The 17,022-nt window shown below is 61.2% G+C and carries 13 protein-coding genes; 10 read left to right on the top strand and 3 right to left on the bottom strand.

Going from position 1 to position 17,022, the window contains the following annotated elements; genetic code table 11:
• Window positions 1-175 precede the first annotated feature (175 nt).
• Window positions 176-1,489: an MFS transporter gene (locus KSP9073_RS08775; RefSeq protein WP_108842578.1), complete on the top strand. Its 1,314-nt coding sequence runs from the start codon at window positions 176-178 to the stop codon at window positions 1,487-1,489.
• Window positions 1,490-1,568: 79 nt separating this feature from the next.
• Here the strand turns inward: KSP9073_RS08775 and KSP9073_RS08780 are convergent, their stop codons facing one another.
• Complete coding sequence (locus KSP9073_RS08780) at window positions 1,569-1,985, bottom strand: YqaA family protein (RefSeq protein ID WP_108842579.1); 417 nt, start codon at window positions 1,983-1,985, stop codon at window positions 1,569-1,571.
• Between the two features lie 324 nt (window positions 1,986-2,309).
• Here KSP9073_RS08780 and KSP9073_RS08785 point away from each other — a divergent pair, with 324 nt between their 5' ends.
• From KSP9073_RS08785 to KSP9073_RS08800, 4 genes are all read left to right on the top strand, one after another.
• A complete protein-coding gene (locus KSP9073_RS08785) occupies window positions 2,310-3,551 on the top strand; it encodes a GGDEF domain-containing protein (protein ID WP_108842580.1) in 1,242 nt (413 codons plus the stop codon).
• A gap of 120 nt (window positions 3,552-3,671) precedes the next feature.
• Window positions 3,672-5,591, top strand: a complete 1,920-nt coding sequence (locus tag KSP9073_RS08790) for an alpha/beta hydrolase domain-containing protein (RefSeq protein WP_207771445.1) — start codon at window positions 3,672-3,674, stop codon at window positions 5,589-5,591.
• A gap of 248 nt (window positions 5,592-5,839) precedes the next feature.
• Window positions 5,840-7,078, top strand: a complete 1,239-nt coding sequence (locus KSP9073_RS08795; protein WP_108842582.1) for an MFS transporter — start codon at window positions 5,840-5,842, stop codon at window positions 7,076-7,078.
• A gap of 154 nt (window positions 7,079-7,232) precedes the next feature.
• Window positions 7,233-8,564, top strand: coding sequence for an MFS transporter (locus KSP9073_RS08800; protein ID WP_108842583.1), 1,332 nt, complete (start codon window positions 7,233-7,235; stop codon window positions 8,562-8,564).
• An 84-nt stretch (window positions 8,565-8,648) separates the two neighbouring features.
• Here KSP9073_RS08800 and KSP9073_RS08805 read toward each other — a convergent pair whose 3' ends face one another.
• Window positions 8,649-10,955 (bottom strand): TonB-dependent siderophore receptor, encoded by a 2,307-nt coding sequence (locus KSP9073_RS08805; protein WP_108842584.1) that lies wholly within the window; start codon window positions 10,953-10,955, stop codon window positions 8,649-8,651.
• A 106-nt stretch (window positions 10,956-11,061) separates the two neighbouring features.
• On the opposite strand from KSP9073_RS08805, the gene KSP9073_RS08810 reads away from it, so the two are divergent.
• From KSP9073_RS08810 to KSP9073_RS08825, 4 genes are all read left to right on the top strand, one after another.
• Window positions 11,062-11,874: a response regulator gene (locus KSP9073_RS08810; protein WP_108842585.1), complete on the top strand. Its 813-nt coding sequence runs from the start codon at window positions 11,062-11,064 to the stop codon at window positions 11,872-11,874.
• A 14-nt stretch (window positions 11,875-11,888) separates the two neighbouring features.
• Window positions 11,889-13,271 (top strand): ATP-binding protein, encoded by a 1,383-nt coding sequence (locus tag KSP9073_RS08815; protein WP_108842586.1) that lies wholly within the window; start codon window positions 11,889-11,891, stop codon window positions 13,269-13,271.
• 204 nt (window positions 13,272-13,475) lie between these two features.
• On the top strand, window positions 13,476-13,901 hold the full coding sequence (locus KSP9073_RS08820; protein ID WP_108842587.1) for a DUF2231 domain-containing protein: 426 nt from the start codon (window positions 13,476-13,478) through the stop codon (window positions 13,899-13,901).
• Window positions 13,898-15,469: a PQQ-dependent sugar dehydrogenase gene (locus KSP9073_RS08825; protein WP_108842588.1), complete on the top strand. Its 1,572-nt coding sequence runs from the start codon at window positions 13,898-13,900 to the stop codon at window positions 15,467-15,469. The genes KSP9073_RS08820 and KSP9073_RS08825 overlap by 4 nt, the downstream gene beginning before the upstream one ends.
• A 66-nt stretch (window positions 15,470-15,535) precedes the next feature.
• Here the strand turns inward: KSP9073_RS08825 and KSP9073_RS08830 are convergent, their stop codons facing one another.
• Entirely contained in the window at window positions 15,536-15,958 is a 423-nt protein-coding gene (locus KSP9073_RS08830; RefSeq protein ID WP_108842589.1) for a MerR family transcriptional regulator, read from the bottom strand.
• 88 nt (window positions 15,959-16,046) lie between these two features.
• Between KSP9073_RS08830 and KSP9073_RS08835 the strand changes: the two genes are divergently transcribed.
• On the top strand, window positions 16,047-16,964 hold the full coding sequence (locus KSP9073_RS08835; RefSeq protein ID WP_108842590.1) for an alpha/beta fold hydrolase: 918 nt from the start codon (window positions 16,047-16,049) through the stop codon (window positions 16,962-16,964).
• Window positions 16,965-17,022 lie beyond the last annotated feature (58 nt).

Genomic DNA, 17,022 nt, shown 5'->3' on the forward strand with positions numbered 1-17,022 from the left:
TGTCCGGCCCGACCCTTACCAGGGCGTCCGTGTTTGGCACCCGAACACGATGACCGTGCCGCGCCCCTGTTCCCCGTTATCCCGGGGCATTTTAAAACGCTTCTCGAGCTGGAACGTTTCACGGCTTGAAACGCCTCCCCGAGAAGAATGATCGCCACTCCGGGAACACGACAGCATGACCACCGATACCGTTTCATCTGCAGCAGGTGTCGACACACCACGCCGCGCGCCGGCCAACACGCCGCGACGCGTGATGATTGCAAGCCTTGCCGGCACCACCATCGAATTTTATGACTTCTATATCTTTGCCACCGCCGCGGCGCTGGTGATCGGCCCGACCTTCTTTCCGGGGGAATCCTCGCAGATGCAGGTGCTGGCCGCCTTCATGAGCTTCGGGCTGGCGTTTGTGGCCCGCCCGGTGGGTTCGCTGCTTTTTGGTCACTTTGGTGACCGCATCGGGCGCAAGTCGACACTGGTGGCCAGTCTGGTTTTGATGGGGGGCGCCACGGTCGGCATCGGCCTGCTACCGGGATATGAGTCAATCGGCATCGGCGCGCCGATTTTATTGTGCGTTTTTCGACTGTGTCAGGGGCTGGGCATTGGCGGAGAATGGGGCGGCGCAGCGCTTCTGGCGACCGAAAACGCGCCGCGCGGGCGCCGGGCCTTTTTCGGCATGTTCCCGCAGCTCGGGCCGTCACTGGGCTTTCTGCTCGCCAATGGCGTCTTTCTGGTCATTTTGCTGTCGATCAGCGATGAAGCCTTCATGGCCTGGGGCTGGCGCATTCCGTTTTTACTGAGCGCCGTGCTGGTGGTGATCGGGCTGTATGTACGTACCACTCTGGTGGAGTCCGAGGTGTTCAACCGCGAGCAGCAAAAGCCGCCCGGCCGCGCACCGATGATTGAACTGCTGCGGGATCATCGCGCGCCGCTGCTGCAGGGCACGCTGGCGATGGTGGCCTGCTACGCGATCTTTTATATCACCACCGTTTTCACCCTCAATTATGCCACCCAGACCCAGGGCATCGACCGCGGTACCTTTTTGGGCATGCTGTGCTTTGCCATCATTTTCATGGCAGTGGCCACACCGCTGTCGGCGCTCGCCTGTGACCGTTTCGGCCGCAAGCCGGTGATCATCAGCGGACTGGTGTTCACCATGCTGGTCGGCCTGCTGCTGGCACCATTGATCAGTAGCGCTTCCACGCCGCTGACGCTGTTATTTTTGTGCCTCGGGCTGACGGCCATGGGCTGGATCTATGCACCGATGGGCGCGCTGCTGCCGGAGCTTCTGCCCACGCGGGTACGCTACTCGGGGGCCGGCGTTGCCTATAGTCTGGCCGGTATTCTGGGGGCATCGCTGGCGCCCTATGCCGCCCAGTGGCTGGTCGGTCAGGGCGGATTGTCGTGGGTTGGCTATTACATTGTCGGGATGGCGATGCTGAGCCTTGTCGCCATGTTGACCGTACGCGAGACGCGCGATAACACGCTGTAAGGTTGCCCGACGCTCATGTCTGACCTGCACCTGATTCGTTGCCGGCCCCTCACCCGGGCCGGCAGCGCCGGTGGCCGGGCTACAGGATCAACACACTCAGCACGATATAGCGCAGCGCCTTGCCAACCGTGACCAGCGCCAGAAACCAGAGCAGATTGACCCGCAACACCCCGGCGATCAGCGTCAGCGGATCACCAATGATCGGCACCCAGGCCAGCAGCAGTGACCAGCGCCCGTAGCGGCGAAAGCGCTGCTCGGCGCGGGCCATGATTCCAGGCTTCTGGCGCGCCAGCCAGCCCTGATTGGCACAGTAACCCATGGCGTAATTCACCACTGACCCCAGCACATTGCCGATCGTGGCCATCACCACCAGAGTGACCGGCGACCCGCCCGCGAGCAACAATGACGCCAGTACGCCTTCCGAGCCCATGGGCAGCAGCGTGGCCGACAAAAAGGCCGAAATGAACAGTCCGGTCAGACCGATATCCAGCAACATCGCCTCCAGAAGGTCGTTCGGGCAGCAACAATCGCCACAGGATACAAACCGTTCCCCTCGAGCATTTGTTAATAAGTGTTAAAATTAAAAATTTAGTGTACTAATACTTATAGTGCCCGGGGCCAGCCGGCGTTGGTGCCCTTCAATTCCTGCTGACCGTGACATGAGAAGGTCGGCAACGCGTTTACAGCGCCCAGCCTGTTGCGCTGCCGAAGATCATGACGACAGCTTCAGGCAGTGACGGCAAGACAATACAGTGCGCCGCGATAGCAGCGTGCCATTCAAGAGAGCTGGCCCTGCTCACAGGCTGAACAAGGCGAATCGATGATCAATACGATCAAAAAAATCTGGGCACCTGGCGTGTCAGGCCATCCGCTCAGGGTACGCCGCCAGATCGCCCTGTGTAATCAGGTCGGGCTTTTTGGCGCCGCGGCGACGATTCCCTATCAGCTTTTTTATTATTGCTACGATTTTGCCGCCTATCGCCATGTGTTCAACGCCAATATATTTTTCATGGTGATATATTTATCGGTACTGCTGTTGAATTATCACAGGTGGCATAACACGGCCAGCCACGTGTTGCTCCTTAACGGCTGTACCCAACTGTTCGTGGTGACCCTTTTTGTCGGCAACGGCGCTGGCGTCAATCTTTTCTATTTCACCCTGGCGGCGGTCCTGATCTTTTTGTACCAACGCCTGAGCATCCGCGTTTATGCCGCTGTCATGACGCTGTTTGGCACGCTGTATCTGGTCACTCACTTCTTGTTTACCTCGGCTGATGTGCCCACCCCGATTCCCCTGCCATGGCGCGATGTGATGTACGTTGGCAGCGTCGTGGGCTCGCTGGTGCTGTCAGGTGTCGTACTCTATCTTTTTCGACAGCAGATCGATCACGCTGAAGGGGAACTGATGCTGAGCAATCGGTATCTGGAAACGCTCAGTAATACCGATCCTTTGACGGGTCTTGCCAACCGGCGAGCACTTGATGCAGCACTCGAACGCGAGTGGTTACGTCTGGCGCGCCGCCAGCAGGCGCTATCGGTCATCATGTTCGATATTGACCACTTCAAGCCCTTCAACGACCGCTATGGCCATGACGGAGGGGATCGTTGCCTTCAGCAAATTGCCCGGGCTGCGAAGGGCGTGGTCTCCCGTGCACCCGATCTGCTGGTGCGCTACGGTGGCGAAGAGTTTGCCGTGGTCCTGCCGGACACCGATGAGGCGGGGGCTCTACAGCTGGCACAGCGGCTGTGTACCACTGTGGAAACTCTGAACATACCCAATGAATCGCTGGGGGTTGGCGCCTGCATCACCATTAGTGTGGGCGTGTCGAGCATCACTTACATAACGCCCGATGCTCATCATTACGGCGGGGCACATCTTTTAAAGCGCGCCGATGAAGCGCTTTATCAGGCGAAGGAAAATGGCCGTAACCAGGTAGTGTATCGTGCCTATGGCTGTCCGCAGTCGAAAGGCATAGAGCGCCTCAACAAGGCAGGCACTTCGTTCTCAAACACCGGCCATGCCGTGCCAGAACCTCGAAACAACTCTACCCCGGAGCTGTAATGTGGCGCCAGGCAGGCGCCCTCCCGGCACATCCAAAGGCGTATGGCGTACTGTCAGACCATGACAAATACTTGCATGTTACTGACTACGGATACCTCGTTCGTTCACAGAGTCCTTTCAATGAAACGCCTTTCCTGCCTGACCATGAGTACCGCCGCTGCGTCCCTTTTCCTGCTGGTTTCACCGGCGGATGCCAGAGTCACCGGCTTTGATGTAAACGCGACCACGCCCATGTATGAGGGCCAGCGTTTCGGCAACGCCGGCACCTATCAGCGACTCGAGGGTGTGGCGCATTTTGCAATCGACCCGGGCACCAGGCGCGGCGCTGGCATTGAGGGGCTCGACAGCGCGCCGGTCAACGCACACGGTGAGGTCGAATTCAGCGCCGAGGTGGTCATTTTACAGCCCACCGGCCAGGGGTCGGGGACGCTGTTCTACGAAATTCCGAACCGGGGCCGCAACCTGAGTTTTGCGCTGTTGAACCGCGCGCCCATCAGCGATCGTTTCAGTGTGGACGACCCGGGCGACGGCTTTCAGATGCGCCAGGGCCATACGCTGGTCTGGAGCGGCTGGCAGACCGGGCTCAGTAATAATCTTCTGGGCATGCACCTTCCGGTCCTTGAAGGGGTCACGGGACCTTCGCGTGATGAGTTCATTTTCGATAACACCGATGCCGTTCAACGTGAGCCGCTGAGCTATCCCTCCGCCAGCACCGATCACGACGCCGCAACCCTGACGGTGCGCGCCACCCCACAGGCCCCCCGTGAAACGCCGAAAGGGCTGTCATTTCGCTATGTCGATGACAAAACCGTCGAGATTACCCGGCCCGAGGGATATGACGCCGGCGCCATCTACGAGTTTGTTTATCCGGCCAAACATGCCCTGCCCTCGGGACTTGCGTTTGCGGCCACCAGCGACCTGATATCCTTTCTGCGCGGCAATCCCGGCCATGACGTCACACCGCCCACCCATGGCATTGATCACACCATCGGGCTGGGCATTTCACAGTCGGGTCGTTTTCTGCGCGATCTGATCTATCAGGGCTTTAATGCCGATGAAGACGGCAGGCGCGTTTTTGATGGCGCCATGGTCCATATCGCGGGGTCACGCAAGACATTCACCAACGCACGGTTTGCCCAGCCCGGGCGCTTTTCTCGCCAGCACGAGGACCACGACTACCCGGGCGATCAGTTCCCCTTCACCTACACCGAATCCACCGACCCGCTGACCGGTCAAACCGACAGTCTTCTGGCGGCCTGCACGGCCTCGAATACCTGCCCGCGTCTGATGCACAGCGACACCTCTACCGAGTTCTGGCAGGGCCGGGCATCGCTGGTGTCTTCCAACACCAGCGGTGAACCACTGAAGATGCCCGACAACGTGCGCCTTTATTTCCTGGCGGGCCTGCCACACCTGAACGCCTGGGGGACCGCATCGGCTGAAAAGGCCATGTGCCAATACCCGACCAATCCGCTGAGCCCGGCGCCTGTCATGCGGGCGTTGAGTCTGGACATGCTGGCCTGGATCAAGGATGGCACCGCGCCGCCGGCAAGTGCCTACCCGGGGCTTGAGGCCGACACCCTGGTGTCACCAGAGGCGTTAAGGCTGCCGCGCATCAACGGCGCGACACCAGCACCGGTGGTGAACGGACTAAACGTCATGCATCACGACACCACGCCGCCAACAGCTGGTGCCGCCTACCCGGTACGCGTCCCCCGCGTTGATGCCGACGGCATTCCTCTGGGCGGTGTTCGCCTGCCTTATGTCGCGGCGCCGCTGGGGACCTACTGGGGCTGGAACCTGCGTGCCAAAGGCTTTGGCGAGAGTGATCTGTGCAGTCTGGATGGCAGCTACCTGCCCTTTCCGAACGCACCGGCCGCAAACGACCGTCGGGCCCCCGTCAGTGACCGTTACAAGAGTCGTGATGACTATCGCCATGCGGTGCGACAGGCCGCCAGCCAACTGGTCGAGTCACGTCTGATGCTGTCGGAAGATGTCGATTTCGTCGTGGACGACGCACCGGCCTTTCCGGCCCGATAATAGCCTGCCCGGGGTCACGGGCCGTGCCCCCGGCCCGCGCCTGAAAACCCGCTACACTAATGCCTTTGCCAGTCCCTTCGCGGCGCGACCTGTGCCCACTAGGCCTGCTTCTGCCAAAGGGTGCTGGCAACGCTTCGTTTTTTGCACGGATGCTGCCGAGCCTTTCATGACCGATCGCCTGTCGAGAACACCCATCGATGCCGCACTCACCGATGCCGCACTCACCGATGCCGTACGCATGATGTCGCATGCGTGATCGCCGGCTTTTTCGCTCGCTGAGCGTCTACAACTACCGGCTCTGGTTTGGCGGAGCCATGGTGTCCAATATCGGCACCTGGATGCAGCGCATCGCCCAGGACTGGCTGGTGTTGACCGTGCTGACGGCCAACGATGCCAGCGCCATGGGCATTACCATGGCGCTGCAGTTCGGCCCTCAGCTTCTGCTGCTGCCACTGTCCGGCTTTGCCGTGGACTATTTCGACCGACGCCGGCTGATCATGCTCTCCCAGGCGCTGCAGGGTCTGCTGGCGCTGGGTCTGGGCATTTTGACCCTGACCGGCATGGTAACGCTCTGGCAGGTCTATCTGTTTGCGTTCGGTCTGGGCTGCGTGACGGCCTTTGATGCCCCGGCGCGACAGGTGTTCGTCAATGACCTGGTCGGCGAGAAGTTTCTGGCCAATGCCGTGGCGCTCAACTCCACCTCGTTCAACGCCGCGCGCATGGTGGGACCCGCCATTGCCGGCATTCTGATTGCCGCTGCCGGCACCGGCTGGCTTTTTATCATCAACGCGATCTCCTTTGCCGCGGTACTGGGCGCGCTGTGTCTTTTGCGCGTCAATGAGCTGCACATCACCGAGCGGGCCACCCAGCGTCGCGGCAGCCTGACCGAGGGCCTTCGCTATGTGCGTCATCGCCCTGATCTGAGCGCGCTTTTGATCATGCTCTTTTTGATCGGCACCTTCGGGTTCAACTTTTCGGTCTTTATCTCGACCATGTCGGTCAGCGTCTTTCACGGCGACGCCCATCAATACGGCCTGTTGACCACCTGTCTGGCGATCGGCTCGGTCACCGGTGCACTACTGGCCGCCCGGCGTGAACAGCCCCGCATGAGCCTTTTGCTGGTGTCGTCGCTGTCATTCGGGGTGTTCTGCGCCCTGGCCGCGCTGGCGCCCAGCGTCTGGCTCTTTGCCATTGCCCTGATGCTGACCGGGCTTTCGGCGCTCACCTTCATGACCGCCTCCAACGCCACCATGCAGCTCACCACAACGCCTGCCATGCGCGGGCGCGTGATGGCGCTGCGCATTGCGGTCACCATGGGCGGCACGCCGATTGGCGCCCCCATCGTGGGCGCGATTGCCGATCACGCCGGCCCGCGCTGGGCGATGATGGTGGCCGCCGCGGCCGGGCTGGGTGCGGCCTGTGTGGCCGTGCGGGCCATTTCTGCCGAACGCCGCCAGGACGCGCAACCGGGCGCCGGCCGCGACTAGCGCCTTCGGCACGATCCGTGCATTGATTTCGCTTCTTTTTCCCGAAAACCCGGCGTATAGTGCGCTCGCTTTCGACCGCCCGGTCGAAGGTCCTGCTTTCGAAAGACCCGTCGGCTCCCCCGCCTGCCGACGCTCATCAGGATCAAGACACTTCATGTCACGTCAGCTGTTCTCGATGGCGCTTGCGCCATTACTCGGCCTTTTTATCTTTGGTATTGGCAACGCCTTCATGATGTCGCTGGTGACCGTGCGTCTGGACGCCGCCGGCGAATCCGCCACAACGATCGGCTGGATATCGTCTGCCTTTCACGCCGGTCTGGTCATCGGGGCCCTTTTCAGTGACCGCATTTTGCTGCGCATCGGCCATATCCGCGCCTATGCCTGTTTCGGCGCACTGGTGGCCGTGACCGTGCTGGCCCAGGGCCTGTGGGTGAACGCCCCGTTCTGGTTTGTCATGCGCTTTCTGTGCGGCTGGGCCACGCTCGGCGTTTATCTGGTCATCGAAAGCTGGCTTTTGAGCGCCTCGGACCCGAAGGTGCGTGGCCGCCTGCTGGCGCTGTACATGATCGCGCTCTACGGCGCGGGCGTGATCGGCCAGCTCCTGCTGGGCGTGGCGGATTTTGGCGGCGACACGGCCGCCTTCATGATCATTGCCATTCTCGCAGCGCTGTCGATTCTGCCGCTGGGACTTATCCCGCGTGTCTCGCCGCTGGTCGAACATGCCGAGCCGCTCTCCCCCTGGCGATTGATTACCGTCACGCCAACCGGCGTGGTGGGCTGCCTTGTGGCGGGACTGGTGATCTCGGCCATCTACAGCCTGCTGCCGCTGTATCTACAGCGTATCGGTCTCGATCTGCAGGATATCGGGCGGATGATGGCGATCGTGATTCTGGGCGCGATGCTGCTGCAGTATCCGATCGGGCGCTGGTCGGATCGCCATGACCGGCAGATGGTGCTGATTCTCACCAGTGCAGCGCTGGGCGCGCTCAGTTTTGGCGTGCTGTTCATGAAAGACAGCCCGGCATTGATGGCGGGCATGCTGTTTCTGATCGGCGGCAGTGCGTTCGTGCTCTATCCGGTGTCGATCAGCCACGCCGCTGACCGGGCACCGGCCGGGGCACTGGTGCGCATGAGCCAGGGGCTTTTGTTGATCAACGAACTGGGCGCGACGTTGAGCCCGCCGTTGATTACCCCGGTCATGGCTCATATGGGAGACACGGGACTGTTTGTGGCGCTGGGGAGCCTGGCCGGCACACTGGTGGTCTTTTTGCTGTGGCGACGCAGTCGACGCCCGGCACCGATGCCGGTGGCGCCCTTTACGTCCAGCACGTCGCACTCGGTGGTCGGCGCCGAGCTGGTCGTCACCGAGGCCTTGGTACAGGGGGCGATCGAGCATGAGCACCACGAGGATCTGTCACAGGTGGTACCGGACGTGGAAACCGCGCATCCGGATCCGATCCATGATCCCTCGCCCCGCACGGCGTAACGCTGGTCTAAAAAACATCATGCCGGCCGGATATTATCCCCGGGCCGGCATGGTGTCAGGACGACTCGGACCCTCGCCGCTTGCTTAGAACGACGTGCTCAGGGTGACGGTGGCACTACGCGGATTGCCGTAGATGGCGCCGGCATAGAAGCCGTAACGGTCGTAGTAGTGCTTGTCGAACAGGTTGTCCAGGTTGAGGGTCACGCTGGTGGCGTCGGTGATGTCATAGCTTGCCATGGCATTCCAGATGGCATAGCCCGGCCAGTTGACGGCCGTGGACCCGGTGCTGACGCCACCCGCAGGCTGCCCGGCGGGGCTTGAGACGGCATGGATGTTGCTCTGGGCATAGACGCCACCCCCGAAGGTCCAGCGATCCAGCAGGCCGGCCGGCTGATACGTCGTTGACAGCTTGAACAGATGCGACGGATCACTGCGGCCATCGGAGTCCACTCGGCGAAAGTGCAGATACGTATAGCCGCCGTAGACGTTCCAGTTCGGCGTGATGGCGCCGGCGACTTCCAGATCGACCCCTTCCGTTTCATTGCCGGTGCCCGCCTTGTAGGCCTGACCGCCGCTCGGGGTAAGGTTGGCGCCATCCATGACGGCGGCATTTTCCTGGCGGGTGCGGAAAACGGCCGCCGAGGCATTGAGACGACCCTCGAACCACTCGCCTTTCAATCCCGCTTCGTAGCTGTCGCCTTCCAGCGGCTTGACCCGATCACCGCTGCTGGTTTCGCTGGTCTGCGGGGTGAAGATGTTGGTGTAGCTGGCATACAGCGAATAATGACGCGAGAGGTCATACACCAGGCCGGCATAGGGTGTGAGGACACCGTTTTCCTGCTGCTCGGCATGATCGCCGCCGTAGTCCTCGCTTTCCGTCTTGTAGTAGCTTGCCCGGGCGCCGAGGATTACGGACAGCGGTTCGGTGACGTTCAGGCGCGTGGCGGCGTATACCCCACGAAGGCGTGTTCTGGTCTCCTGGGTGCGACCGGTTCGAGAGGCATCAATGCGGAAGTCGTTATCGACGCCGCGGCGCCAGTCGGTAATGGCCAGACCATCGGCGCGGAACATGCAGCCCGATGAGACCACGGAGGCAGTCGTGCTGGACATGACGCAGTCCTGCTCGGGCCGGCGCTCGCGCGTGCGGCTTTCGCTGTAGCCGAACATCACATCATGCTCGCGTCCGAGCAGATCATATTTGCCGCTTAAATCGAAGCGGGCGGAGCGCTGACGGGTCTCGTTGATCTGGTAAAGCCCGTTGAGAATCGCGCCGGAGCCGTCCTCGTTCCAGTAGCCGACATAGTTGCGATTCGAGTCGCGATTGACCTTGGCCAGCGCCAGCTGGTTGTCGGCATCGGTAGTGCTCTGGGCGATTCGAACGTCAAGCTGCCAGTCGTCATTAAACGCATGTGTCAGCGAGGCAAACCCGGTGTTGGTTCTGGACTCGGCATGGCTCCAGTGCGGTGCCAGATTGGTGCTGCGCGACAGGTTGGCCAGATCTCCGTTGCCAAACCATATCGGTACGTTGGCGCCCCAGCCGGACCCGCGGGTCTTCTGATATTCATACTGATAGCCCACGCCCAGGGTGGTGTCCTCATCAGCGTCAAACTCAAAGCTTGCCAGCGCCGCCCGATTACGGTTGGACTCGTTGTCCCGGAACGAATCGCCCTCCTGCTGGGTGACCACAAAGCGCGAGCGAATGCTGCCATCCTCGGTCAGCGGTACATTGAGATCCGCCCCGACCCGCGCCCGGTCCCAGCGTCCGTAGGAAGTGTAGGCACTGCCGCCAAAATCCTTTTGCGGGCGCTTTCGAACCAGATCGACCGTGGCTGACGGGTCCCCTGTGCCGCCCAGCAGGCCGTTGGCGCCGCGGACGATATCCACGCGCTCGTAGAGGTCCATGCTGAAGGCATTGCCGACGCCGCTAAAGTCCGAGGACCCCGGGGACTGCAGACCGTCAACGCGCCAGTTGTTGATGTCATAGCCACGGGCGCGAAAGGACGTTCGAACGCCGACGTCCGTCTTGTTAGCGGTCACGCCAGGGGTAAGCTCAAGTGCGTCCTCGAGATTGACCACCCTTTGGTCATCCATCTGCTGACGGGTAATGGTGGTCACCGACTGCGGCGTCTCGCGCGGCGACAATGACAGGCCGGTAGCACTGCTGGTCTCGGGCACCGTATAGCTGCGGGCAGGGTCCCCCTGGTAGCTGGCTTCGATGGTCATTGGCGCCAGCTGAGTGGTCGGCTCGGTCTGTTGATCATCAAAAGACGGCTCGGCAAGGACGGCCGTACTGAGCAGGCAGCCGCTGACAGTGGCCGCAATGGCGGCGGCGAGTGGCTTCCCCGGCCACTCAAGGCGGTTCCCGGTGGCCTGTAAGGCGCGATCGTTCATGAATGACCCTTTACGAAAATAATAATGATTAGCATTTACCATTCTAGGGGTCACGATTATATTGGCGCCTTCGGCTGGGGACCTTTGGCTTTGTGGGGCATATGTAATGGATTGTATTGGTGACGTGACAGACCAGGCGCTGGGCGCCGAACAACACGATGACTGCCCGCTGGTGCTGGTGGTGGATGACGATGACGAGATTCGTGAGCTGATTTGCGACTATCTGATGGGCATGGGGTATCGCACCCGCGCCGCCGCCAGCGGCCGCGACATGTGGCACTGCCTGGATGACAGCGTGGATCTGGTCATTCTGGATCTGATGCTGCCGGGAGAGGACGGACTGAGCCTGTGTCGCGCCCTGCGCCATAAAGGCACGCTGCCGGTGATCATGATCAGTGCCCGCGGGGCCTGCGCCGAGCGCATCATCGGCCTTGAGATCGGTGCAGACGACTATCTGTGCAAGCCATTTGACCCGCGTGAACTGCTGGCACGCATTCGTGCCGTGCTGCGGCGCAAGCACCAGAATTCAGGCCACCTTGCTCAAAACCATCTCGCGCCCGCCCCTGCAGGTGTTGCCGAAGATGCCGAAGATGCCGAAGATAGTGAACGACAGATCGCCGGCTGGCGTTTGAATCTACAAACGCGCCGACTGCACGCCCGTGATGGGCGCACTGTCGATCTGCCGCGCTCCGATTTCAGGGTGCTCAAGGCACTGAGCGAGCACACCAACCGGATCGTCAGTCGCCACGACCTGAGCCGCTGCGCCTTCGGGCGGGAATACGCACCCGACGACCGCTCCATTGATGTCTGCATCAGCCGCCTGCGTCATGTGCTCGAGGATAACGCGCGCCGCCCCCGCTTCATTCGCACCATACGCAACGAGGGGTATCTGCTCGAACTGCCCACTGCTTCAGCGTGAGGCCTGCAAGCGTCATGCGTGCGCTCGGTCGGGCGCGTCGATGCTGGCCCGATTCCCTGTTTGCCCAGCTGAGCATGATTCTGGTCATCAGCGTTTTGTCGATCCAGCTGCTCTCCAGCAGCATCTGGTATGACGTGCGCTACAGCCAGGTGCTCGAGGCACCGGCGCGGCTGGTGATCTTTCGAACCGTGGACGTCATGCGCCATCTGGACAATGACCGGCCCATTCAGGCGCTGAATTCCGAGACCTTTCACGTCGAGCTACGCGCGACGCCGCTGCCCATGGCGGCCCGCATGGACACTGCGCAGAAAAACGTCGAGCGGCTGTTGCAGGACGCCCTGCAGCGTGAAACCGGCGATGCCCGGCAGCTGTCGCTGCTGGACGTTGCCCTTGAAGACGATGACGGCCACCCCGGCACCTGGTCGAGCCTGTTCGGGTTTTCCCGGACTGTCGGGCGCTTCAACTTTCAGCTGCGGCTCTCCTCCGGACAGTGGCTGCATATCCAGGCGGTACAGGCCCGGGGCTGGAACGGCCGGCCCGCCTGGCAGGTACTGGGAGACTACGCCATGCGCGTCTATCTGCTGCGTGCGCTGGCGATGGTGGCGGTCGCGCTGGTGATCGTGCGCTTGAGCACCCGTCCGTTGAGACGCCTGGTACATGCCGCCGCCGCACTGGGCCGCGACATTCGCCAGCCGCCCCTGCCGGTCGAAGGGCCCAGGGAGATGCGCCAGGCTGCCGAGACGTTCAATCTCATGCAGCAGCAGTTGCTCGATCTGATGGGCGAGCGCACCCGGCTGCTTTGCGCCGTCTCTCATGACCTGCGAACACCATTGACGCGCATGCGCCTTCGCGCAGAAGGCATCAGCGATGCCACGCTGCGGGCAAAGCTGATTGCCAACATTGATCAGATGGACACCCTGATCGCCTCGCTGCTGGACTCTGCAGACAACAGCGCGACCTCGAATGTCCAAGTGCCGTTTGATTTGACCGAACTGACCCGCGAGGTGGTGGAGGAATTCGTTGATACGGGCAGCGACGTATGTCGCGACAGCGCCCCACCGGTCGTGATCTGCGGCCATGCGCCCGCCATTCGACGAGTGCTGCACAACCTGATCGACAACGCCCTGCGCCATGCCGGCCACGCCCGATTGACGCTGCGTCTGACCGGACGCTGGGTCGAAATCATCCTCCACGATAACGGCCCCGGCATCGAGGATCAGAAGCTTGCTGATCTCGTAAAGCCCTGGGTACGCGGCGATGCCGACATCCTGGGCCATGGACTGGGACTGAGCATTGTGCAAAGCATCGTGATGGCGCATCAGGGCCGCCTGACGCTGTCCAACAAACCCGACGGCGGCCTGCGCGTGGTGGTGGCCCTGCCCGTCACTCAATCATGAAACATGAGTGAGTGAGGGCATGACGCCATTGCTCTCTGCCCTCGCTGTTCTAGTACTTTTTATTCAGCATTGATTCAGGTTCGATCCAGGTCGAAAGTGCTTCAGTGACGCCGCCGTAAACCGGCTACGCTGTAGTTGAACGCTCATGACAATAACGTGCCGACCCGGCACGCGTTTCCATTCGATGATTCAAGGGGCTCTGCTGTGAACGCTGCTGCCGAAACGACATATCGACGCGGATTGAATCCGCTGCATGGGGTGTTGCTGGCCGGCACCTTCGTGCTCTTTCTTGCCGCCCTGCTGAGCGATTACGCCTACCTCACCAGCTATCAGATCCAGTGGTCCAACCTGTCTTCCTGGCTGATTGCCGGTGCGCTCGTCTGTAACGGCTTTGCCTTTTTATGTGGCGTGCTTGGACTCTTCCGAGCCGGCAACCGCCGCCGCGGCCTGGTATATATCGCCCTGCTGGTGGTGAGCTTTGTACTGGGCTTTATCAATGCCCTGATCCACGCCATGGACGCCTGGGCGGTCATGCCCACCGGCTTTATCCTGTCGATCATCGTCACGGTGCTGGCACTGGTCGCCACCTGGATCGGTTTTTCAAACACTGGCGCGAAGGTAAAACAATGAGATTCTCAAGACGCTACCTGGCCACGCCGCTGGCGATGGCACTGCTGGCCGGCACCACCGGTGCTCTGGCAGACACGCCCCAGTTTGGTGCCAATCCGGATCTTCCAGAACCCCAGCGCGGACTGTTGCCCAACATGGGCGTGCCCGAACAGGCGCCGTGGAATGACCTCAAACCCACCGTCCCCGAGGGCTACACGATCACGGAGATCGCCTCCGATCTGAAAATACCGCGCCAGACACTGGTACTGCCCAACGGCGATATCCTGGTGGCCGAGGGCAGCGGCGGCCACGCGCCAAAGCTCAGGCCCAAGGATTTTGTGGCCGGCGTCATCAAGGCGAAGGGGAAAACCTCGGTCAAGGGCGGCAATCGCCTGACGCTGTTGCGCCCCACCGGCGATGGCAGCTATGAGCAGACCGTTTTTGCCGATGGGCTCGACGCCCCCTATGGACTGGCACTGATCGATGATCACCTTTATGTCGCCAACCAGGGCTCGCTGGTGCGCTTTGACTACGAGCAGGGCCAGACGCAGGCCGACGGTCCGCCTGAGCTGGTGACTCCGCTGCCCTCCGAGATCAACCACCACTGGACCAAGGCGATGACCGCCAGCCCCGACGGTGAGTATCTGTATGTCGGCATCGGCTCCAACAGCAACATCACCGAGCGCGGCATGGAAGCCGAAGTGGACCGCGCCGAGATCTGGCAGATCAATCCCGAGACCGGCGCGCATCGCGCCTACGCCACCGGCGTGCGTAACCCGACAGCCCTGACCTTCCAGCCGGGCACCAATACCCTCTGGGCGGTGGCCAACGAGCGCGATGAACTCGGGCCGAACCTGGTGCCGGACTATCTGACCTCGATTCAGGATGGCGGCTTTTATGGCTGGCCGTACAGCTACTGGGGCCAGCATGTTGACCCACGCGTCAAACCGGAAAACCCTGACAAGGTCGAGTCGGCCATCGCCCCGGACTACAGTCTGGCCTCCCACCGCGCGCCGCTGGGCGTCGCCTTTTCCAATCCGCAGGTAGGCGGTGAATACAGTGATGGCGTCTTTATCGGTCAGCACGGCAGCTGGAACCGCGCCGACCCGGTAGGCTACAACGTTGTCTTTGTGCCGTTTGAAAATGGCAAGCCCGCCGGTGACCCGGTCGACTTCGTTTCCGGCTTTCTCACCGATGATGGCCACACCCGCGGCCGCCCGGTAGGCGTAAGCGTTGCCCCGGATGGCTCGGTGATCGTCGCTGACGATCTGACCAATGCCGTATGGCGCGTCACGCGTGATGACGCAGATTCAACGCCGCCAGCACCGGCTGCTGCCAGTGACGACAGCGCCGCCATGCAGCAGAGCGAACCGGCCACACCAGGTGACAGCGCCGCCATGCCTGATGAGCCTTCCACGACGCCTGACGAAAGCACCACGACGCCTGATGACAGCGCCGCGATGCCCGAGGCGCCTGATGACAGCGCCACAACGCCCGATGAGTCGTCCACCCTGTCTGATGAGGGCAATGAAGTGCCAGACGATCCGTCCGACGACGCACAGGAAGAGCCTGCCACCACGGCGACCTGATCGCGTCGGTATCTTGCGGCAACATCACATGCCCCGGGGATTCGCTCCCGGGGTGTTTTTTTGGTGTTACAACGAATCTGTTCTCTCTTCAGCACTCAGGGCGGCGGCTTCACCCGCCTTCAGAAGTGCCTTCAAACGATATCGACGCTGCTCAAGGGTGGCGATACGCGCCTCCAGAGTTGATAACCGATCTCTTTGAATGTCCAGCGTCTGCGCGCAGGGCGCACCTCCATCAAGCAGCAGCATGCACTCCGGGAATGTCCGGATCTCTTCAAGACTGAAGCCCGCCGCTACAAATTCCTGAATCCTGCCAACGCGTGCTATGGCTGATCGAGAAAAATAGCGATAGCCGTTATCTGCTCGACGTGAATTTAAAAGCCCCGAGGTTTCGTAATGACGCAAGGCACGGCGACTGACGCTGGTATGCCCGGACAGCTCACCAATCGTCATCGCTGGAACCGACTCCTTGTGGCGCTGAGTTTCGCTCATGAAAAGCCTCTTTCTTCCGACCGCTTGACCCTGACATTAGTGTCACCCCGCAGGCTGTTCGAGGCTTAACTCACTCAAGGATCGATACATGATTTCACGCTCACCTGCAACGGCACTCATGACACTTGTCATCGCCGCTTTCTGGCTGCTTGTTTCCCTGCCAGCCATCGCTCAATCCCGACAATATACGCTGACAGCACCGGATGGCGTCACGCTTGCCGTGCAGGAAACAGGCAACCCGGACGGCAAGCCGATTCTTTTTATTCATGGCCTTCTGGGCAGCCGACTGAACTGGGAAAACCAGCTGAAAAACCCGGCACTACAACGCTATCGGCTGGTCACCTATGACCTTCGTGGCCACGGCCTTTCCGGTAAACCGACCGATATGGCTGCGTACACGGAAGGTCAACGCTGGGGAGATGACCTCGACACCGTCATACATGCACTTGATCTTCAAAAGCCGGTGCTGGTGGGTTGGTCGCTGGGGGGTGCCGTCATGACCAACTATCTGGCCGCCCACGGCGATGATGAGATTGCCGGCGCAGTTTATGTTGACGGTGTTGTCGAACTCAAGCCGGATCAGATCCAGCCTCACCCGGGCGTTTATCGCGACATGGTATCCACTGATCTGAAGACGCATCTTGATGCGGAGCGCACCTTTCTGGAGCTGTGTTTCCATCAGCTTCCCGATACGACCACCTTCGACCGTCTGGTGGCCAACGCTGCGCTCGCCTCATGGGATATGCAGCGCTCGGTACAATCGATGAGCATTCCAGCCGCCAAGGGACTGGGTGAAGCCAGAGTACCGCTGCTGTTCATTTCCGGGGCACAGGATGCGCTGCTCAAGGCAGAACCGACCATCGCTCGAGCCCGACAGATCAACCCCGGCCTCAAAAGTGTGCTTTACACCGACTCGGGTCATGCCCCCTTTCTGGAAGAGTCAGAGCGCTTTAACCGTGACTTGTTGGATTTCATGGCTGTGACAGGTGCTGCGCAGGCCGATTGATACTCACCATCACATGCCCCGGGAGTTCGCTCCCGGGGTATTTTTTTGGGTTAACAAA

The sequence above is a fragment of the Kushneria phyllosphaerae genome (genome assembly GCF_900312995.1).
Lineage (GTDB): Bacteria > Pseudomonadota > Gammaproteobacteria > Pseudomonadales > Halomonadaceae > Kushneria > Kushneria phyllosphaerae.